Origin of the sequence: Massilia sp. DJPM01 (assembly GCF_030348125.1) — a bacterium.
Lineage (GTDB): Bacteria > Pseudomonadota > Gammaproteobacteria > Burkholderiales > Burkholderiaceae_D > Telluria_A > Telluria_A frigida.
In genome coordinates this window covers 126257-145133 of record NZ_JAQOZV010000011.1, presented here as the reverse complement: position 1 = coordinate 145133, position 18877 = coordinate 126257, and the positions used below count along the sequence as shown (strand labels likewise).

Annotated in this window: 23 protein-coding genes; 13 read left to right on the top strand and 10 right to left on the bottom strand. The window is 65.9% G+C overall.

Features of this window, described 5'->3' with window-relative positions; all coding sequences use genetic code 11:
* Nucleotides 1–2 precede the first annotated feature (2 nt).
* Genes PO883_RS10245 through PO883_RS10225 form a run of 5 tightly spaced genes read left to right on the top strand, consistent with a single transcriptional unit; the run spans nucleotide 3 to nucleotide 4588 of the window.
* A complete protein-coding gene (locus PO883_RS10245; protein WP_289309656.1) occupies nucleotides 3–1676 on the top strand; it encodes a methyl-accepting chemotaxis protein in 1674 nt (557 codons plus the stop codon).
* An 11-nt stretch (nucleotides 1677–1687) separates the two neighbouring features.
* Entirely contained in the window at nucleotides 1688–2215 is a 528-nt protein-coding gene (locus PO883_RS10240) for a chemotaxis protein CheW (RefSeq protein ID WP_289309655.1), read from the top strand.
* Nucleotides 2216–3046, top strand: coding sequence for a protein-glutamate O-methyltransferase CheR (locus PO883_RS10235; protein ID WP_289309654.1), 831 nt, complete (start codon nucleotides 2216–2218; stop codon nucleotides 3044–3046).
* A gap of 4 nt (nucleotides 3047–3050) precedes the next feature.
* Complete coding sequence (locus PO883_RS10230; RefSeq protein ID WP_289309653.1) at nucleotides 3051–3530, top strand: chemotaxis protein CheD; 480 nt, start codon at nucleotides 3051–3053, stop codon at nucleotides 3528–3530.
* Nucleotides 3527–4588 (top strand): chemotaxis response regulator protein-glutamate methylesterase, encoded by a 1062-nt coding sequence (locus PO883_RS10225; protein WP_289309652.1) that lies wholly within the window; start codon nucleotides 3527–3529, stop codon nucleotides 4586–4588. Before PO883_RS10230 ends, PO883_RS10225 begins: the two co-directional genes overlap by 4 nt.
* On the opposite strand, the gene PO883_RS10220 is transcribed toward PO883_RS10225, so the two are convergent.
* Both PO883_RS10220 and PO883_RS10215 read right to left on the bottom strand, forming a co-directional pair.
* A complete protein-coding gene (locus PO883_RS10220) occupies nucleotides 4585–5862 on the bottom strand; it encodes a M56 family metallopeptidase (RefSeq protein ID WP_289309651.1) in 1278 nt (425 codons plus the stop codon). The genes PO883_RS10225 and PO883_RS10220 overlap by 4 nt on opposite strands.
* Entirely contained in the window at nucleotides 5859–6242 is a 384-nt protein-coding gene (locus PO883_RS10215) for a BlaI/MecI/CopY family transcriptional regulator (RefSeq protein WP_289309650.1), read from the bottom strand. The genes PO883_RS10220 and PO883_RS10215 overlap by 4 nt, the downstream gene beginning before the upstream one ends.
* Before the next feature lie 364 nt (nucleotides 6243–6606).
* Here PO883_RS10215 and PO883_RS10210 point away from each other — a divergent pair, with 364 nt between their 5' ends.
* Nucleotides 6607–6915 (top strand): hypothetical protein, encoded by a 309-nt coding sequence (locus tag PO883_RS10210; protein ID WP_289309649.1) that lies wholly within the window; start codon nucleotides 6607–6609, stop codon nucleotides 6913–6915.
* A 55-nt stretch (nucleotides 6916–6970) separates the two neighbouring features.
* Here PO883_RS10210 and PO883_RS10205 read toward each other — a convergent pair whose 3' ends face one another.
* Nucleotides 6971–7366 (bottom strand): energy transducer TonB, encoded by a 396-nt coding sequence (locus tag PO883_RS10205; RefSeq protein WP_289309648.1) that lies wholly within the window; start codon nucleotides 7364–7366, stop codon nucleotides 6971–6973.
* A gap of 185 nt (nucleotides 7367–7551) precedes the next feature.
* Here PO883_RS10205 and PO883_RS10200 point away from each other — a divergent pair, with 185 nt between their 5' ends.
* On the top strand, nucleotides 7552–8268 hold the full coding sequence (locus tag PO883_RS10200) for an SIMPL domain-containing protein (RefSeq protein WP_289309647.1): 717 nt from the start codon (nucleotides 7552–7554) through the stop codon (nucleotides 8266–8268).
* 58 nt (nucleotides 8269–8326) lie between these two features.
* On the opposite strand, the gene PO883_RS10195 is transcribed toward PO883_RS10200, so the two are convergent.
* The 6 genes from PO883_RS10195 to PO883_RS10170 form a co-directional block, all read right to left on the bottom strand.
* On the bottom strand, nucleotides 8327–9628 hold the full coding sequence (locus PO883_RS10195; RefSeq protein WP_167086249.1) for a dicarboxylate/amino acid:cation symporter: 1302 nt from the start codon (nucleotides 9626–9628) through the stop codon (nucleotides 8327–8329).
* 224 nt (nucleotides 9629–9852) lie between these two features.
* Nucleotides 9853–11118, bottom strand: a complete 1266-nt coding sequence (locus PO883_RS10190) for an amidohydrolase family protein (RefSeq protein WP_289309646.1) — start codon at nucleotides 11116–11118, stop codon at nucleotides 9853–9855.
* A gap of 64 nt (nucleotides 11119–11182) precedes the next feature.
* Nucleotides 11183–11683, bottom strand: a complete 501-nt coding sequence (locus PO883_RS10185) for a hypothetical protein (RefSeq protein WP_289309645.1) — start codon at nucleotides 11681–11683, stop codon at nucleotides 11183–11185.
* Nucleotides 11680–12507, bottom strand: a complete 828-nt coding sequence (locus PO883_RS10180; protein WP_167086251.1) for an FAD:protein FMN transferase — start codon at nucleotides 12505–12507, stop codon at nucleotides 11680–11682. The genes PO883_RS10185 and PO883_RS10180 overlap by 4 nt, the downstream gene beginning before the upstream one ends.
* On the bottom strand, nucleotides 12500–13045 hold the full coding sequence (locus tag PO883_RS10175) for an FMN-binding protein (protein ID WP_289309644.1): 546 nt from the start codon (nucleotides 13043–13045) through the stop codon (nucleotides 12500–12502). Before PO883_RS10175 ends, PO883_RS10180 begins: the two co-directional genes overlap by 8 nt.
* A 10-nt stretch (nucleotides 13046–13055) precedes the next feature.
* Nucleotides 13056–13946 carry a DUF6662 family protein gene (locus PO883_RS10170; protein ID WP_289309643.1) on the bottom strand — a complete coding sequence of 297 codons (891 nt, stop codon included), beginning with the start codon at nucleotides 13944–13946 and terminating at the stop codon, nucleotides 13056–13058.
* A gap of 240 nt (nucleotides 13947–14186) precedes the next feature.
* On the opposite strand from PO883_RS10170, the gene PO883_RS10165 reads away from it, so the two are divergent.
* The 5 genes from PO883_RS10165 (at nucleotide 14187) to PO883_RS10145 (ending at nucleotide 17067) form a co-directional block, all read left to right on the top strand.
* Nucleotides 14187–14672, top strand: coding sequence for a hypothetical protein (locus PO883_RS10165; RefSeq protein ID WP_289309642.1), 486 nt, complete (start codon nucleotides 14187–14189; stop codon nucleotides 14670–14672).
* A 54-nt stretch (nucleotides 14673–14726) separates the two neighbouring features.
* Entirely contained in the window at nucleotides 14727–14948 is a 222-nt protein-coding gene (locus PO883_RS10160; RefSeq protein WP_289309641.1) for a hypothetical protein, read from the top strand.
* Nucleotides 14878–15201, top strand: a complete 324-nt coding sequence (locus tag PO883_RS10155; protein ID WP_289309640.1) for a low molecular weight protein tyrosine phosphatase family protein — start codon at nucleotides 14878–14880, stop codon at nucleotides 15199–15201. The genes PO883_RS10160 and PO883_RS10155 overlap by 71 nt, the downstream gene beginning before the upstream one ends.
* 99 nt (nucleotides 15202–15300) lie before the next feature.
* A complete protein-coding gene (locus tag PO883_RS10150; RefSeq protein ID WP_289309639.1) occupies nucleotides 15301–16491 on the top strand; it encodes a hypothetical protein in 1191 nt (396 codons plus the stop codon).
* 72 nt (nucleotides 16492–16563) lie between these two features.
* On the top strand, nucleotides 16564–17067 hold the full coding sequence (locus PO883_RS10145; RefSeq protein WP_167086258.1) for a hypothetical protein: 504 nt from the start codon (nucleotides 16564–16566) through the stop codon (nucleotides 17065–17067).
* Between the two features lie 15 nt (nucleotides 17068–17082).
* Here PO883_RS10145 and PO883_RS10140 read toward each other — a convergent pair whose 3' ends face one another.
* The gene (locus PO883_RS10140) at nucleotides 17083–17865 is read right to left on the bottom strand and encodes a 3-hydroxybutyrate dehydrogenase (RefSeq protein WP_373890049.1); all 783 of its coding nucleotides are present in this window, start codon (nucleotides 17863–17865) and stop codon (nucleotides 17083–17085) included.
* 123 nt (nucleotides 17866–17988) lie between these two features.
* On the opposite strand from PO883_RS10140, the gene PO883_RS10135 reads away from it, so the two are divergent.
* Nucleotides 17989–18876, top strand: a complete 888-nt coding sequence (locus tag PO883_RS10135) for an alpha/beta fold hydrolase (protein WP_289309637.1) — start codon at nucleotides 17989–17991, stop codon at nucleotides 18874–18876.
* The last annotated feature ends 1 nt before the right edge of the window (nucleotide 18877 follow it).

The following is an 18877-nucleotide window of genomic DNA, read 5'->3' as shown; positions in this document are numbered from 1 at the left end:
TTATGAAATTCGGAAATTTGAACATCGGCGTGCGCCTGGCGGCCGGATTCGGCGTGCTGCTGGCCCTCCTGGTTGCCTGCGTGTTCCTGGCGATGACGCGTCTGGCGGGCGTGCAGCGCAGCCTGGAAAATATCGTCGAGGTCAACAACCTCCAGACAACGCTGGCCATGACCATGCGGGTGACGATCACTGACCGCATGATCGCGCTGCGCAATCTGGCTTTGCTTACCGAGATGTCGGAGATGGAGGCGGAAGTCGAGCGCATCAAGCGACAGCTGGATGAATACCAGGATGTCGAAGCGAAGTTGAACAAAATGATGGCCGACCTCAAGGACACCACGCCCGAGGAAAAGGCGTTCATGGGACGCATCAGGGAAGTCGAAGCGACGATCCTGCCGCTGATGAGCAAGGCGGTCACCCTGGGCCTGGCCAACAAGCCCGAGGAAGCGACCAGGACGATGATGCACGATATCCGTCCGGTGCAGGCGAAATGGATGGCCGAAGTGGGCGGGCTGATCGACCTGGAACAGAAGCTCAGCGACGACGCGATGCAGGTCGCGCGCAAGAATTACGAGAGCTCGCGCAACGAACTCACGGGGCTGGGCATCATCGCGACCGTGGTGGGCATGCTGTTCGCTTTCATGACGACACGTTCGATCACCAAGCCGATTAATATCGCGGTGACGCTGGCCGAAACCGTGGCCAGCGGCGACCTGACCAGCCAGATCGAGGTCACCACCACCGACGAAACCGGCAAGCTGCTGCGCGCCATGAAGACCATGAACGAGAGCCTGGTGCGGATCGTCACCGAAGCGAACAGCGCGGCCGAAGCGGTGGCCAGCGCTTCCGAGGAAGTGAGCGCCACGGCGCAGGCGCTGTCGCAGTCGGCCAGCGAGCAGGCCGCCGGCGTCGAGCAGACCAGCGCGTCGATCGAGCAGATGACCGCCTCGATCAGCCAGAATACGGAAAACGCCAAGGTCACCGATGGCATGGCCTCGCGTTCGGCCGAAAGCGCGGTCGAAGGCGGCGAGGCGGTCAAGGCGACCGCCGGCGCGATGAACCAGATCGCCCAGAAGATCGGCATCATCGACGATATCGCGTACCAGACCAACCTGCTGGCACTGAACGCGGCGATCGAAGCGGCGCGCGCCGGTGAACACGGCAAGGGCTTCGCGGTGGTGGCAGCCGAAGTGCGCAAGCTGGCCGAGCGCAGCCAGGTGGCGGCGCAGGAAATCAGCAGCGTGGCCGGCAGCAGCGTGGAACTGGCGCAGCGCGCCGGCAAGCTGCTCGACGAAATGGTCCCGAACATCAAGAAGACGTCCGACCTGGTGCAGGAAATCACGGCCGCTTCCGAAGAGCAGTCGACCGGCGTGAGCCAGATCAACTCGGCCATCGGTCAACTGAGCATGGCGACCCAGCAGAATGCATCGAGTTCGGAGGAACTGGCCGCCACCGCCGAGGAACTGAGCGGCCAGGCCGAGCAGCTGCAGCAGACCATGAGCTTCTTCCGCCTGTCGCGCGATGCGGCCGTCCCCACGCGCAGCAAGCCCGCCAAGCCGGCCGCGCCAAGCCGGCGTGCAGCGGCCAAGCCGGCGCCGACCCGTTTCGCCTCCGGCCTGGCCCTGGCCACGTCAGCGGCCGGTGCGCCCGACGAAGCCGATTTCACTAAGTTCTGAGCGGGGAAAACATGAATCGTCTGATCCAGAACCGTGCCCGCGCCGCCGCGGCACCGCCGGCCGCGCCGGCGCCGACCCAGTACCTGACCTTCACGCTGGGCGGCGAGACCTTCGCCATCGGCATCCTGGGGGTGAAGGAGATCATCGAGTACACCAGCCTGACCGACGTACCGATGATGTCGGACTGCATTCGCGGGGTGATCAACCTGCGCGGCGCGGTCGTGACGGTGATGGACCTGTCGGTGCGCTTCGGGCGGCCGTCCACGTCGGTGACCAAGCGCACCTGCATCATCATCGTCGAAATCGAGGAAGACGGCGAACGCCAGGTGATCGGCGTGGTGGTCGACGCCGTCAATGCGGTACTGGAGATCGCCGCCGGCGACATCGAGCCACCGCCGGCATTCGGCGCCCAGATCCGCAACGATTACATCGCCGGCATGGGCAAGATCAAGGGTCGCTTTGTGATCCTGCTCGACATCGGCCAGGTCTTCGCCGGCCTGCAGACGGACGATGCGGCACTGGCTGCGGCAGACCAATAGATGGCGGCCGCCCATGCCCACCAATTGGCACGGCCCGGCATCAGCCAGGCCGAATTCGTCCAGTTCCAGCGCTTTATCTACGTCGCCGCCGGGATCACCCTGTCGGACGCCAAAAAAACGCTGGTCAGCGGGCGCTTGGCCAAGCGCCTGGCGCACTGCGGGGTGGCCAGCTACGGCGAGTATTTCCGCCTGCTCGACAGCGGCGCGCACAAGGAGGAGGTGCAGGAAGCGATCGACCTGTTGACCACCAACGAAACATATTTTTTTCGCGAGGCGAAGCACTTCGACCTGCTGCGCGAGCGCGCGCTGGCCCAGCGTCCGCGCGGCGAATCGTTCCGAGTATGGAGCGCGGCCTGTTCCAGCGGCGAGGAGTGCTACAGCATCGCCATGGTGCTGGCCGACTGCCTGGGTGAGCGGCCGTGGGACATCATGGGTTCGGACATCTGCACCAAGGTGCTGCACAAGGCCCGCATCGGACACTATCCGATGGAGCGGGCACGCCATATTCCGCAGGCCCTGCTGCGCAAATACTGCCTGAAAGGCCAGGATGCGCAGGAAGGCACGATGCTGGTGGAATCGGCGCTGCGCCGCCGCGTGCAGTTCGGCCAGGTCAACCTGAACACGGCGCTGCCGCAACTGGGCCAGTTCGACATGGTCTTTTTGCGCAATGTGATGATCTATTTTAATGGCGACACCAAGCGCCAGGTGGTGGACCGTATCGCGTCCCTGCTCAAGCCGCACGGGTGCCTCGTGATCGGCCTCGCCGAGTCGCTCAGCGACACCGGGGCGATGATCAAGTCGCTGGCGCCGTCGATTTACGTCAGGGCGTGAACGCATGCTTGATGCCGGCGTGATCGATATGTTCCTGCAGCCGGGTGAATTTTTCGTCGGCGATGCGCAGCTTCGGCTGCGTACCCTGCTCGGGTCATGCGTATCGATCACCCTGTGGCATCCCGCCTCGCGCATCGGGGCGATGTCGCATTTCCTGCTGCCGGGCCGCAGCAGGGGGGTGCTGCCGGACGCGCGCTACGGCAACGACGCGCTCGACCTGATGCTGGCCGGCTTGCGCGAGCAGGGCGTGGCAGCGAGCGAATGCCAGGCCAAGGTGTTCGGCGGCGGCGACATGTTCCCCGGCCGCCTCTTGCAGCGTCCCGCCATCGGCATGCAAAACGGCGAGGAAGCGCGCGCGCTGCTGGCCGGCTATGCGATTCCGGTGCTGTCGGCCTGCCTGTACGGCGTCGGGCACCGCCAGATCGTGTTCGATATCGCCAGCGGCGACGTGTGGTCGCGCCAATTCGAGAAAGTGGACAAATGAGCCGCATCAAGGTATTGATCGTCGACGATTCGGCGGTGGTGCGCCAGGTGGTGGCCGGGGTGCTGGGGGCCGATCCGCGCATCGAGGTCCTGGGCGCGGCGGCCGACCCGCTGCTGGCGATCGAATACATGCGCCGCCAGTGGCCGGACGTGATCGTGCTGGACCTGGAAATGCCGAAAATGGATGGCTTGACCTTCCTGCGCAAGATCATGAGCGAGCGCCCCACGCCCGTGATCATCTGCTCGACCCTGACCGAGGCGGGGGCCCGCGTGACGATCGATGCGCTGGCCGCCGGCGCGGTGGCGATCATCCAGAAGCCCAAGCTGGGCCTGAAGTCGTTCCTGAGCGCCGCCTCGGACGACCTGACCAGCGCGGTGCTCGGCGCGGCGCGCGCCAACGTGGCGGTGCTGGCCGGACGCCGACCGCCGCCACCGGTGGCCAAGCTCAATGCCGACGCCGTGATTGCACCGGCGGCGGCCGGTACCCTGATCCAGACTACCGAACGGGTGGTGGCGATCGGCACCTCGACCGGCGGCACCCAGGCGCTGGAAGTGGTGCTGGCGGCCTTGCCGCGCACCGCGCCGGGCATCGTGGTGGTGCAGCACATGCCGGAAAAGTTTACGGCGGCGTTTGCCGAGAGGTTGAACAGCGTGTGCCGCATCGCGGTGGTGGAGGCCGCGCACCAGATGCGGGTGCTGCCGGGCCAGGCCCTGATCGCGCCGGGTGGCAAGCATATGCTGATGCGGCGCAGCGGGGCGCAGTACGTGGTCGATGTGGTGGACGGGCCGCTGGTGAACCGTCACCGGCCCTCGGTCGATGTGCTGTTCCGCTCCGTGGCCAAGTGCGCCGGGCCCAACGCCACCGGCATCATCATGACCGGGATGGGCGACGATGGCGCCGCCGGCCTGCTGGAAATGCGCAGTGCCGGCGCGCGCACGATCGCCCAGGACGAGGCCAGCTGCGTGGTGTACGGCATGCCCAAGGAAGCGGTCAAGCGCGGCGGCGTGCAGCACACGGTGGCGCTGGACGCGATCGCGCGCGCGATCACGGTGCTCTAGTCGTCGCCGTCCTTGAGCATCCAGACGTACTTCATGTTCATCCAGGCCGGCACCGGCTTGCCGTTCTCGGTGCCCGGCTTGAACCGGCACTTCATGATGCCGCTACGCGCAGCTTCGTCGAGCAGCGCATGGCCGCTCGACGAAGCGATGCGGGAGCCGGCGACCCGGCCGTTGGCACCGACCTTGAAGGCCAGCGTGACCGTGCCGGTGTGCTGCGCCTTGAATGACGCGGCCGGCCAGACTGGCTTGGCGCAGCTGGAAAAGTCGACCACCGGCGCCACCCGCGCCAGCGCCGGGGTGACGCTGGCGCGGTCGTCGGCGGCGTGGGCGTAAAGACTGAGGCAGGCGGCGGCCAGCCCCAGCGCGGGCAGCGCGGCTTTCCAGTCGAGCGCCTGGCGGTCGGGCTTGAGCAGGCGCCGCACGCGCGCCACCAGGTCGCCGTCATTGGCCGCAACGGCCAGGTGGTGCGAAGAAAACTGCAAGCGCTCCAGTTCCGACAAGGCGCGCGCCAGCCGGCGCGGTTCACCCAGGTGGCGCGCCGCCAGGTCGTCGGCAATCTGTTCGCGTTCGGCGCGGATGCGGCCCGAAATCCACCACACGGCCGGGTGATAGAACAGCAGGATCTCGGCCACGTTCTGGCCCAGGTTGACCAGGTAGTCGACACGCCTGACATGCCCCATTTCGTGCGCCAGCAGCGCTTCGAGCAGGTCGGGCGGCATGCCGGACATCAGCGCGGCCGGCACCAGCACCACGGGACGCAGCCAGCCGATGGTCAGCGGGCTGTCCAGGTTCTCGAGCACGCGCAGGCGCACCGTGCGGGTGATGCCGAAGGCCCCCGCCATGCGCGTGGCGCGCGCCTGCCATTGCGGCTCGGCCAGCGGCGCCCGGGCGGCATGGCGGATCCACGCCAGCCCGGCCGCCATGCGCAGCGACAGCAGTGCCGCACACACCGACCAGAAGCCGACGATCCACAGCAACTGCTCCTGCAGCCAGCCGGCGAGGCTGGCATCATCGGCGCGCGCGCCGGCCATCATGCGCTCGGCAAAGCCCAGGTGCGCCGCGCTGGCGCCGCCACCCTGCAGGCGCAGCGTCAGTTCGGCGGCGGGCCACAGCACGCAGGCCAGCAGCGCCGCGCAGGCTACGTTGTAGCGGTATTCGGGGCGGGTGTTGCGCATCAGGGCCAGTACGGCGGCGCTGGTGCAGCCGATCAGCAAGCCTTGCCAGGTGAAATGGAGCAGGGTCCAGCCGATACCGTCGATCAGGGCAGCCGTCATTTGTCTTCTTCCTTGAGCATGTTTTCGATCTCTTCGCGTTCCTTTTTGCTGATGCCGCTGCGCAGTGCGGCCATGACCAGTGCCTTGGCCGAGCCGGAAAACGCTTTCTGGATCAGGTCCTTGAGCAGGTTCGTTTGCAGCGAATCCTGGGCTTGCGCGGGCGCGTACACGTGCGAGCGTTCGCTTTCGTCGCGGATCAGCAAGCCCTTGGTGTGCATGATCTGCATCAGCCGCAGCACGGTCGCATAGGTCACGTCGGGGCGCTCCTTGAGGATCGCCTGGTGCACTTGCTTGGCGGTCGCCGCGCCGAGCGGCCACAGGGTTTGCAGCAGATCGAGTTCGGCCGCTGTCGGCTTGGGCGGGGCAGGGAGTTTGGCCATGGTGCGCTAGTGAGGTGAAGGTAGACCTCAGGTTAGCGCATCTAGACCTTCATGTCTAACGAAAAATCTTGAGGCGCTCAGGAATAGCGATTACCCAGTCTTGCAAAGGGCTTTAACGTAGAAAACATTGTCTATTCCAGGGGCGGCACGGGATAGCTGGATGGCCGGATCGGCGTTGCGGCCGGTTTCCTGCTGCCTGGCTTCGTGCTGTATGGCCTGGGCTATGACGCGCAGCTGCCCGCCGCCCAGCGCGGATTTGTTTTGCCAGCGGCGAGGCAGGCGAAGTACCATGCCTGGACCAATACACGGGGGAGCAGGCCTTGAAAACCGCACACGCGCAGGGGCATCACCCGCTGGCTGGCGCATGACGTGCGGCGCCGCGCATCTTGCGCTCGCGAGCACCGCCATCGCCGGCCTCACCTATGTGCTGGCGATCCTCGTGACGCGGGGGACGTTTTCGGCATGGACCGGCGGCTGCGGCGATTTCGGCATGCGCTGCGTGGGGCAGGGCGTGATCGTGCTGGGCGTGGGATGCCTGGCCGGCCTGCTATGTGCGTTGCTCTCGCCAGGTCATGCCGACGGCCGGACCTGGCTTGGCTGGGCAGGCCTGCTGATGAACGGTGTGCCGCTGGCCGCGATCGGGGTGGGATCGGCCCTGATCGCGCTGCGTTAAGACGCGCTTGCGCCGGTGCATGCTCCCCGCCGCGCGGGGCGCCTGGATGCCGTGATTACAGCTTCCACACGTAGTCGATGTCGGCCCAGCTTTCAGCCGGCTTGCCCTTGGCGCTGGCGGCGCTGAACTTGCACAGTTTGATGGCATTGCGGGCGGCGTCGTCGAGCGCGGGGTAGCCGCTCGATTTTTTCACCTTGCTGTCGACAACCTCGCCGCCGGCACCGACCAGGAAAGCCAGTTGTACCGTGCCGGCGTGCTTCGCGGCCAGCTCAGCGGCCGGGTAAATGGGCTTGGCGCAGGATGTCAGGTCGGCGACGGCGTGGCTTTTTCCGTCTTTGGCGGGTGCGGCTTGCGCACTGCCGGCCATGCAGCCGGCTGCGAGCGCGAACAGGGCCAGGCTGCGTGCCAGGCGGGCCGGAATGACCGGAGTCGAGCTTGGGGATGGGGTCATGCAATCTCCTTGGTTGGCGTCTTGCGCCATGGTTGGGGCGGGTGCCTGATTTATAGATTAGTCTGTCTAGACAGAGTTGTCTATAAATTCTTTTGCCTTCCTTTAGCGGGGATGTTTTGATAGACAATGATGTCTACGATGTCTATTCTGGCGTCTTCATCAGCAGACTGAGGTCCGGAGAAACCATGCTTAAAACGATTGCCGCCGTTGGCGCCCTGGCCTTGCTGCCCATGGCCGCGCAGGCTGGCGGCTTGCCCGACTATCCATTCATCCATGTCAGCGGCATGGGTACCGTGACCGCCATGCCCGACCTGGGGCAGATCGACTTCGAGATCAGCGCCTTCGACGCCGATCCGGCGGTGGCGGTCGGCGTGATCGCAGTGCGCGCCAAGGAGATCCGCGCGGCGATGGCGCAGGCGGGCGTGCCGCTGGAGGACGTGGAGATCCGCGATGTGCGCAAGGACTTCCGCAAGCCGGACCCGAACGCGGCGCCCGGACCGGTGCAGTACGATATCCGTGCCGGGGTGCGCATCAATGTGCGCGACCTGGGCAAATGGCGTGGCGCCGCGGCGCCGCTGCTGAACATGCCGAACCTGGACGGCTTCATGACGGTGTTCGATACCACCCAGCGCGAAAAAATCGAGATGGAGCTGGCCACCGATGCGATCAGGATCGCGCGGCGCAAGGCGGAGGGCATTGCGCTGGGGCTGGGGCGCAAGCTGGGGCCTGCAAGCGCGCTCAGTACGGGCGACCTGAAGAACCTGACGCGGGCCATGGGGCTGGCGCCGAACGAGTCGAATTACCGCTCGTCGCCGCAGACCGGCATGGACAAGGCCGATGTGCTGACCGTGATGGCGCTCAAATTCGCGCAGCCGGTCGATGTGATCTACCGCCTGAAATAAGCAAAATTCCCGCAGGGGCTGCAAGCCGCCGCGGGAAGGGGGGTGAAACTGGTGACGGTCAGGCGGCTTTGCGGACCGGGTACATTTCGCGGTCGTCGTCGATGTGGGTCGGATGCGCCAGTTCGCTCTGGAGACGGTCGTGATCGAGTTCTTTTTCCCAGTGCGAGACCACCACCGTGGCCACGCCATTGCCGACGAAGTTGGTCAGCGCGCGGCATTCGCTCATGAAGCGGTCGATGCCCAGGATCAGGGCCATGCCGGCCACCGGCACGGTCGGCACCACGGCCAGGGTGGCGGCCAGGGTGATGAAGCCGGCGCCGGTGATGCCCGATGCGCCCTTGGAGGTCAGCATCGCCACGCCCAGGATGGTCAGCTGCTGGCTGAAGGACAGGTCGGTATTGGTGGCCTGCGCCACGAACAGGGCGGCCATCGTCATGTAGATGTTGGTGCCATCGAGGTTGAACGAATAACCGGTCGGCACCACCAGGCCCACCACCGATTTAGAGCAGCCGAGTTTTTCGAGCTTGCGCATCAGGGCGGGCAGCGCGCTTTCCGAGGAGCTGGTACCGAGCACGATCAGCAGTTCTTCCTTGATGTAGGAAATGAAGCGGAAGATCGAAAACCCGGTCATGCGGGCGATGGCGCCGAGCACGACGAACACGAACACGCCGCAGGTCAGGTAGAAGGAACCCATCAGCTTGGCCAGCGGCAGCAGCGAGCCCAGGCCGAATTTACCGATGGTGAAGGCCATCGCGCCGAAGGCGCCGATCGGAGCGACTTTCATCACGATGCCCACCACGCCGAAGATCACGTGCGACATGTCGTCGACCAGCTTGGCGATCGGACGGCCACGCTCGCCCAGCATCGACAGCGCGAAGCCGAACAGGATCGCAAACAGCAGCACTTGCAGGATATCGCCCTTGGCGAAGGCATCGACCACGGTGTTCGGGATGATGTTCATCACGAAGTCGAGGGTGCTCTGGTTCTTGGCCTTGGCCGTGTATTCGGCGATGGCCTTGGTGTCGAGGGTGGCCGGGTTGGCGTTGAAGCCGTCGCCCGGGCGTACCACGTTGGCCACCACCAGGCCGATGGCCAGGGCGAAGGTCGACACCACTTCAAAGTACAGCAGCGCCTTGCCGCCGACGCGGCCGATCTTTTTCATGTCCTGCATGCCGGCGATGCCGGCCACCACGGTACAGAAAATCACGGGGGCGATGATCATCTTGATCAGCTTGATGAAGCCATCGCCCAGGGGTTTCATGTCGACCCCGAGTTTCGGGTAGAACACGCCGAGCAGCACGCCGCACACGATGGCGAATAGAACCTGTACATACAGGATCTTGTAGAAGGGCTTTTTCATGACGGTGTCTCCGTTCGATATTGGAATGAATCTATCTTTATCCAAATCGGGCACGTCATCTATTGTGGATATCCGCAGTGCGGACGAGTTTGCGCATACGGGTTTCGATTGCCGCGCGCGAGCGCCGACACGTCCGCGGGAAAGCGTGTCGATATGAAAATGTTGCACGTTGCGGTGACGGATCGGCCGGCTCCGGCGTCCGTGTGCGCGTCTGGCGCGACGGCTTACCTGCGATAAATTTTGCCGTCTTTCATTACAAATCGCACTGTTTGAAGATCAGAAATATCGGCCGTCGGGTCGCCTCCGACCGCGACGATGTCGGCCAGCATGCCGGCCTTCAGCTGGCCCAGTTCGGCTGATTTGCCCAGCACGGCGGCGCCGGTCACGCTCGCCGAGCGTAGTGCTGCCACCGGCGTCATGCCGAGCCTGACCATCCACGCCAGTTCGCGCGCATTGCTGCCATGCGCGAACAGGCCGGCATCGCTGCCGTTGGCGATGCTCACGCCGAGTTTGCGCGCCAGCTGGAAGGCGCGCGCGGCCTGCTGCATGGCCGGCGTGGGCGGGCCGCCGCGCACATGCTTCTGGAAACATTCGCCGGTCGCTTCGGCTGCGGTCAGGGGCGCCACGTAGGCAAGCTTGCGCCCGGCCATCAGGCGCAACGTCGCTTCGCTGGCACCGTAGCCGTGCTCGATGGTGTCGGCGCCGGCCAGCACCGCCATGCGGATGGCGTCGTCGCTGCTGGCATGCACGGCCACCTTGCGGCCGGTCACATGCGCGGCCTGGACCATGGCCATCAATTCCTCCATGGTGAAGGTGGGGCCGGCGCTGCCGTCGATGCCGCTGCGGTAGCCGGCGTAGATCTTGATCCAGTCGGCGCCGCGCGCCGCTTGCTCGCGCACCGCTTTGGTGACTTCCGCCACGCCGGTCGCTTCTTGCGCGCCCTGCGGCAGCGTCATGTCGGGCCGGAACTGGCGGGCGGCCGTGCCGTCGCTGTGCGAGGCCACGATGGCCAGGGTGGCGATGAACAGGCGCGGGCCCTCGATCACGCCCTCGGCAATCGCGCGCTTGACGGCCACGTCGGCGTAACCGGCGCCTGCGCTGCCAAGGTCGCGCAGGGTGGTGAAGCCGGCCTGCAGGGTCGCGCTGGCGTGCTTGCCGGCCAGCAGGGTGCGGTACTCGGGCGCTTCCTTCATCACCTGGTCGTCCCAGCTGGTTTCGTTGTACGGGTGCTGCAGGTCGATCAGGCCGGGGACCAGGGTGGCACCGGGCAGGTCGATGCGCTCAGCGTCCGCAGGCGCGGCGAGTCCGCTGGCCGGACCGGCGCTGTGGATACGGCCGTCGACCACCAGCACGCCCCAGCCGCTGTGGGCGGAGCCGTCGCCCGTCCAGACGCGCTCGGTGGTCAGCAACACGGGACGCGGCCCGGCGGCGTGGGCCGCCGGCAGGGTCAGGAGGAGGGTGGAAAGCGCAAGGTGTACCAAGGTTCGCATGGCGTCGTCCTGATTGGGGAGAGCGCAATCGTATCCCGGACGCGGCGCGCCGTCAGCCGGTACGTCAGTTGGCTTCGGCGCGGGCGGACACCGTGTTGGCCGCTGCAAAAGCCGGTTCGCGCGGTACTGCCGCCTTCCTGGAGGCGCGGCGCGCGTGCACCCAGTGCCACCCGAACGGCAGCAGCAAGGTAAGGCCCACGACCAGGTGCACCAGCGCCGCGCCGCTTCCCAGCGCGTCTTCGCCGGCGTAGTAGATCGCCACCGCACTGGCCGCCAACAGCAGCAGCATGATGCCGAGCGTGGCACCGCTGCCGCGCTGGCGGCGTTTGCGCCAGCCGGCGCGCATATGCACGCTCCACAGGGCGCCCAGCATCATCAGCAGCACGAAGCCGGTCGCGGCATGCATCGCGGCGGTGACTACGCGGCCGGCGCCGGGCAGGCGCCATGCGAGCGCCATCTCGAAGCGCATGACCAGGGTGGTGGGCGCCAGCAGGCAGCCGCTGACGAACACCAGCAGCAAGGCGCCGAGCAAGGCCCGGACAAACCAGGCGGGATAGCCTTTCATTGGCTTGGTCCTTCGGTAGGATCGATCAAGGCGCCGCCCAGTGCGCGGACCAGCGCCGCGCGCGCTGCCGGCGCCGCATTCGCGGCCACCTTGGTCAGGGCATCGGCGCGCCAGGCGCTGCGCGCGAGGACGGTCCAGATGCCGCTGGCGGGCACGCCGCGCGGCGGCGCCACGATATGCGCGGGGAAGGCCGCGGCTTCCTGTGCATCGTCGTGATGGCCGGCGCGCGAACTGGCCATGGCCGCGTCGCGCAGGCCGCCCAGCGGCAGCATGGCGCCGTCCAATTCGCGCCGGTGCATCGGCAGCACCAGCGCGCCGAACACGCGCACGTCGCCGCCCGCGTTGACCCAGCCGGCTTCGGCCCCGGCGCGGCGCAGCGCGCGCACGGCCAGGTCGACCGCGTAGCCTTTGGCGATGCCGTCCAGGGTCAGGCGCACGGGCCGCCGCAGCCTGGCCCAGTGCGCGCCGATCTCGATGTCGGCGGCGCTGCCGCGCTCCAGCGCGGGCCTGCCGCCGTGGTCGGGCAGGGCGCCGCAGCGCACCAGGGCGCCGCCCACGGTGCAGTCGAACAAGCCGTCGCTGGCGCGCATCATCGCGCGCGCGCTGCGCAGCAGGCGCAAGGTGGAGGAAGACAAGGGCACCGCTTGTCCGGGCGCCAGGTTCAGGCGTGATAATTCGCTGGCGCGGTCATGGAAACTCCACAGCGCCTGCGCCGTTTCGATGCTGGCAAAAGCAGCCTGCACCGCGGCCGGCGCGGCGCCGCCGCGCGCGCCGACTTCGACGTAGGTGCCCAGCAGCGGGCGCATGCGCCTGATGTCAGCCATGGCCCAGGTACAGCTTGTGCATGACGAGCAAGCGCTTGACGCCATCGAGCACATTGCGGCTCGACAGGGTGGCGCCGCTGATGTTGGGCACGTCCTGATCGAGCTTGAACGGATCGGCCAGGGTCTTGCCGACGAAGTGCTTGCGCCAGCCCATGTCGCGGATCTGGCCGCCGTGCGTTTCGCGGTAGCTGAGCACCTCGACGCCGATCACCCGGCCATCGGGCGAGAGCGCGGTGGCGTAGGTGATGAATTCGTGCTTGCCCACCACCTCGTCGACGATGAGCCAGCCCAGGAAGGCGCCTTCGCGTTCGGCGCGCCACATTTTTTGTTCGTCGGTCCGCTGGCGCACGCCCGCCAATTCCTTGATGCGGTCGCGCTGCTCGCTACTGAGCTTGAGCGGCCGTTCGGCGAAGGTTTTCGCCGTCGGGAACAGCAGCGATTGCGCCGCCGTCACCGTCAGGTAGTCGGTGGCGTGGGCGGGCGACACCAGCGCTGCCATCGGCAGCAGCAGCGCGGCGGGGTCGAAATAGCGTCGCATGGCACTCTCTTTAAAAGTTGTAGCCTACCTTGAAGCGGATTTCATTCTTGGTCTTTTCGATCAGGTGCAGATTGGTGTCGGTCTGGCCGGCATATTTTTCGCCGCCGCCGCGCACTTGCTTGAAGGCGGTCAGCGTGGCCCACCATTTCTGGCCGGCGTAATGGATGCTCGGGCCGGCGAACAGGGTCCAGCGTTCCAGGCCGACTTCGGTCTCGTACTCCGATTCGCGCACCGTTTCGGCACCGGCGTACCAGCCCGGCGCGAAACGGTAAGACACGCCGGCGCCGAACTTGGTGGAGATTTCCATTTCCGGATCGGTCGGCCAGTCGAAGTCCTCGGGCAGGTTGGCGATGGCCTTGCGCTTTTCGCGCGCGGCGCGTCCACCCACATTGCCGATCACGACCAGTTGGCCTTCGAGGAAGTATTTCTGGACCTGCATCTCGAACTCGACTTCGACTTCGCTCTTGTTGCGTCCCGAGTGCGGGTCGAGGCGGCCCAGCTCCACCGAGGCGATGCCGGAGACGCCGATATCGTCCTTGGCCGGGCTGAGGAAGTTGTACTTCATGCCCAGTTCGACACTGCGCGCGCGCAGGCCGCTCTTTTTGTCGCCCGGCAGATAGCCGTCGACGACCAGGCCCGAGGTGTTGATCGCCAGGCCGTTCAATTCGGCCGAGACCTGGAAGCGGTCGCTCACGCCGTATTCGACTTCGGTCTTGGTATCGAGCGCGCGATAGTGGCCCGCACCCTTGTCGGAACGGTCGGTGAACCATTGGTAAAACTCGCTGCTACCTTTCGGCAAGGTTTCTGCGCCACGCACGTAGCCCAGCAGGTTTTCGTCGGCCAGGGCAGGCAGGGACAGCGACAGGGCGGCGATCGCCAGGAAAAGACGGCTTGGGGACATCGTGGGAGTTCTCCGAAAGGTATGCGGCATGGATGCCGCTATGATTGATCCGGTATTTTAAATACTAATCATTCTCATTACAAGTCGCGATATCAATTGCGCCGCCGTTTCCGGTCCTGGGCAATTCTTGATTGCAAGATTGCTTCTTTGTTACTATTTCTATTCCTTGCTGAAGAAAGCCATCATGTTGTTACGCGCCGCTGTTGCCGCCTGCCTGATGTGGTCCATCTGGCGATGGCGATGGCGTCCGCGCCGACCGAGGTCGAGAAGTCGTTCGCGCTGATTGACGCGGGCAAGCACCGCGCGGCGCTGGTCTTGCTCGACAGGGCCAGGGAAACCGATCCGTCGCCCCAGGTGCTGTGGGGCATCGGCCTGGCGGCATTTGAACTGGGCGAGTACGACAAGTCGCTTGACGCGCGCCTGGGGTTCGCACGCGTGAACGCCGACTGGCGCGGGAGGGTGAAACTGGTGCAGACCTGCCAGGCGCTGGGCCGGCTGGAGGAGCGCGACAAGCAGCGCGCGGCGCTGGTGGACCTGTGGACCAGCGGCGCCAACGCGGAACTGAGCAAGGAAGAGTCGTTCCGGCGCGAACAGTTCAGCCGCGCGGGCAGGGCTATTTCCCCGTTCGAGAACTACCTGCCGGCCGGTACCGGCCGGGTGGTGTACGTGTTCGAGGTCGATGCGGACGGCGGCAAGCCCGGCTGCCGCATCAGCCTGGGCTGCTAGGACGCGAGCAATTCGATCGCGGCAGAGTTAGGCGAGGTGCCGAAAGGCAAGAGGATGTATCACCTCGACCAGTACGGCGAGGAGTATCATGAGACGCTCGGCTCTTATATCGGCCAGCCGTCGTGCGACGTGGTGCGCAAGGCCGTGCTGGCCAAGGTGGCGGGCGAAACGAAGCCGATGTCGGGCAGCAGGTACAAGGAAAAGAATGCAAAGAGCACTATTCATCTGCAGCCGGAACCGGCTGCGCAGCCCGACGGCGGAGCAGGTCTTCGCTAGCTGGCCCGGGGTCGAGACCGACTCGGCCGGTCTGGGCGGCGACGCCTCGGTGCCGCTCTCGCCCGAGCAGATCGCCTGGGCCAGCATCGTGTTCGTCATGGAAAAGGCGCACCGACGGCGCCTGGGCGAACGTTTCCGCGCGCATCTGAACGGCAAGAAGGTCATTTGCCTCGATATTCCCGACAATTACAGCTACATGCAGCCGGAACTGGTCTGCATCCTGGAAACCAAGGCCGGAAAATTCCTGCGTTGAGCGTCCTTGCGGGGGGGGGCGTATAATTACACGGTAGAAATTCCTCTTTCCCTGGCGAGTGGGCGGACTGGTGCCGCCGTCGCGCCTATCCTGCCATTCATGAAAAATCTGCTTCTGCGTGGCGCCGCCTGCGCGCTGTTCCTGCTGCCTGCAGCCAGCCGAGGTGCGTCCGGCCAGGCGCCGGTGAGCGCGCACTATGCGGCCATCGATGCGGCGCTCGAGCGCGCCCTTGAGGCCGTCGACAAGGCCAGTGAGGCGAGCGCCGCCCATGACGCCGCCAAGGAGCACACCGATGCGCTGTGGGCCTTGATGTCCGTGCTGCACTACGAAAAGCGCCTGCCTGCCATCATCGACAGCGCCACAGGCGCCAACCCCGCGCAGCGCGCCAATGCGCATTTTTTTGCGCAGCGCTCGGCGTCGGACCTGGTGGCCCAGATGGTGTTCATCGTGCGCGGGCAGATCGACGCCAGGCAAGCGCGCGCCATGGCCCTTGCCTACGCCACCCCGGTCGGGCAGCAGGCGCTGGCGGGCGTGAAAAGCGCCGCCGTGGATGCCTTCAACGCAGCGCCCGAAGCGCGCCTGCTCGCTGCCAGCGAACAGGCCACCAAGGCGCGCATGCAGGACGCCATCCTGGCCTGGGCCGACTTCCAGGTGGTGACGCTGCTGGCCACGGCATCGGCGCGCGCGAACGACTACAACGCCATGCTGCACGATCCGGCCAGGCGCGGTACGCTGCCGGCGGACCCGCAGCCGACCGGCCACGCGGACATCGACCGCATGATGTCGGCTTCGCTCAGCATGGTGCGCGACAGCACCGTATTGGCATGGCGGCTCGACGATGAGCTCGACCGCCTCGGCCGCGCGCAGGTGCTCAGTCGCGCGAGCCTGACCAGTGTCGATGGCACGGCGCGCGCACGCCGCAGCGTTGCGCTGATGCGGCCGCCCTCGCAAGCGTTCATCGTGGCCGCAAAGGCGGTGGTGGCGCGTTCGCGCGCGCAACTGAGGACCAACGGCGTCGCTCCCCCCGATCGTTTGACCGCCGTCATGCACGCCGTCTTCGACAAAAGACTGGTGCAACTGGTGCAGCTGGATATCCTCCAGCGCCAGCAGTACGACATTGTCGAGCGCATGCTCGCTTTCGCCGGCGAGCGCCCGGGCCAACTGATCCTTGCCGCCAACGGCGTGGACGCGCCCGACAGCGCCGCGCGCACACGCTGGCTGGCGCTGCTGAGCGAGATGCAGGACAACATGCAAAAGACTGCCGCCGTCTCGGCGCCGGCTGTGCCGTAATCGTGCATGTGACATGCCGCACGCGGTATAGTCATGCTTTCGACCCCGCGTCGGCTACCTGGGACACCCGCCATGAGAATACTCCGTCATCTACTGCTCGCTGCCGTCATTGCCCCAGCCATCGCGCATGCAGCGCCGAAAACGAAGCCGGCGCCCAAGCCGGTGACCTCGTTCTTCCCGCAGCTCGACCTGGGCCGCTTTTTGGCCGATAACTTCGACCTGGCCTCGGTGCGCAGTTCCCTGGCCGCGCGCCGCACCCCGGAGCTGCGCACCTTTGCCGATTTTGGCATGCTGCCGACCAACACCGGCGACGACGTCGTCACCTTCGATGGCGAACGCTGGCTGTACCAGCTGCGCGTGGTGCGCCGTGCCGATATCAACAACGACGGCATCGAAGACCTGGAAGTGTGCTTCACCGACCGCGCCAAGGGCGCCAGCTACGATTCGTCGCAAAGCCTGCTGGTGAGCCGCTATTCCGACGAAACCTACGCGGTCGCGCTGCGCTACGAGTCCGAGGCCTGCGGCCCGGCCACGAAAAACAACGCGGGACGCACGCGCACCATCGAAATCAAATAAGCGCGCAAGCCGCGCTTACTGCGCGGCCCAGCCGCCATCCATGTTCCAGGCCACGCCGCGCACCTGGTTGCCGGCCGGGCTGCACAGGAACACGGCCAGCGCGCCCAGTTCTTCCGGCGTGACGAATTCGCCGGACGGCTGCTTTTCGCTCAGCAGGGCCTTCTTGGCTTGCTCGTTGCCGATCCCATCCCTGGTTGCGCGCTCGTCCACCTGTTTCTGCACCAGCGGCGTCAGGACCCAGCCCGGGCAGATGGCGTTGCAGGTGATGCCGGTGCCGGCCGTTTCCAGCGCGGTGACCTTGGTAAAGCCGACCAGCCCGTGCTTGGCCGCCACATAGGCCGATTTCTGCGCCGATCCCACCAGTCCGTGCACCGACGCCAGGTTGATGATGCGGCCCCAGTTGTTTTGCTTCATGCCGGGCAGCGCCAGGCGCGAGGTGTGGAAGGCCGAGGTGAGGTTGATGGCGATGATCGCATCCCATTTCTCGGCCGGGAAATCCTCGATATTGGCCACGTGCTGGATGCCGGCGTTATTGACCAGCACATCGACGCCGCCGAATTTGTCGGACGCGAAGCGCATCATCGCTTCGATCTCGGCCGGTTTCGACATATCGGCGTTGTGGTAAGCCGTCTGTACCCCGAATTCGCGCGCCAGGTCGGTGTGCAGTTGCTCGATGTGCTGGGCGTCGCCGAAGCCGTTGAATACGATGTTGGCGCCTTCCTGGGCCAGCGAACGCGCCATCCCCAGGCCGATACCCGAGGTCGAGCCGGTGACTAGAGCGGTTTTACCACTCAACATAGTTGATTTCATTGTGTCCTCTAGAGAAAGAGTTAGGGGTTGATGATGTAGAATTCTAAACGCAGTGAAGATTGAAACACATATTTAGCAGTGGCGACGGATGACGCCCAACGAGGAGCCGGCATGATCGAAGCAAGAATCAAATCCGTCCAGTGCATCTCGCCCGCCGGCTTGCACCAGATGTCCTACAAGGAGTGGGGTGACGAGGCCAACCCGCGCGTGCTCGTGTGCGCCCATGGCGTCACGCGCGTGGGCGACGATTTCGACAACCTGGCGCGCGCGCTGGCCGGCCACTACCGCGTGGTGGCCCCCGACGTGGTGGGGCGCGGCCGCTCCGGGCGCTTGCGCAACCCGCAGTTCTACCGCGTGCCGCAGTACGTGAGCGACGTGGTGACCTTGATTGCGCGCGTCACCGCCAATGACAGCAGCAGCAGCGGCGGCGTCGACTGGTTCGGCACCTCGATGGGTGGCCTGATCGGCATCGCGCTCGCCTCGCTGCCGGACACCCCGGTGCGCAAACTGGTCCTCAACGACATCGGCCCGACGCTCGACCCGGCGGCCTTGCTGCGCATCGGCGACTATATCGGCCAGGACCTGCGCTTCCCGACCTTCGAGGCGGCCGCGCGCTTCGTGCGCGAGGTGTCGCAGTCGTTCGGCGAGCACTCCGAGGATGAATGGCACAAGCTGGCCAGCGACGTGCTGCGCCAGGAGAGCGACGGCCAGTGGGTGCGCCATTACGACATGGGCCTGGCGCTGCCGTTTCGCTCGGCCACGCCGGAAAGCGCGCAAGCCGATGAAGCCATGCTGTGGGCCGCCTACGATGCCATCCGCTGCCCGACCCTGCTGGTGCGCGGCGAGCACTCGGACCTGCTCTCGCGCGAGACGGCCGCCATCATGGCCGGGCGCGGCCCGCGCGCCAGCCTGGTCGAAATTGCCAACGTGGGCCATGCCCCGACCTTCATCCACGACGACCAGATCGCCATCGCACGACAATTTTTGATTGGTACTTGAA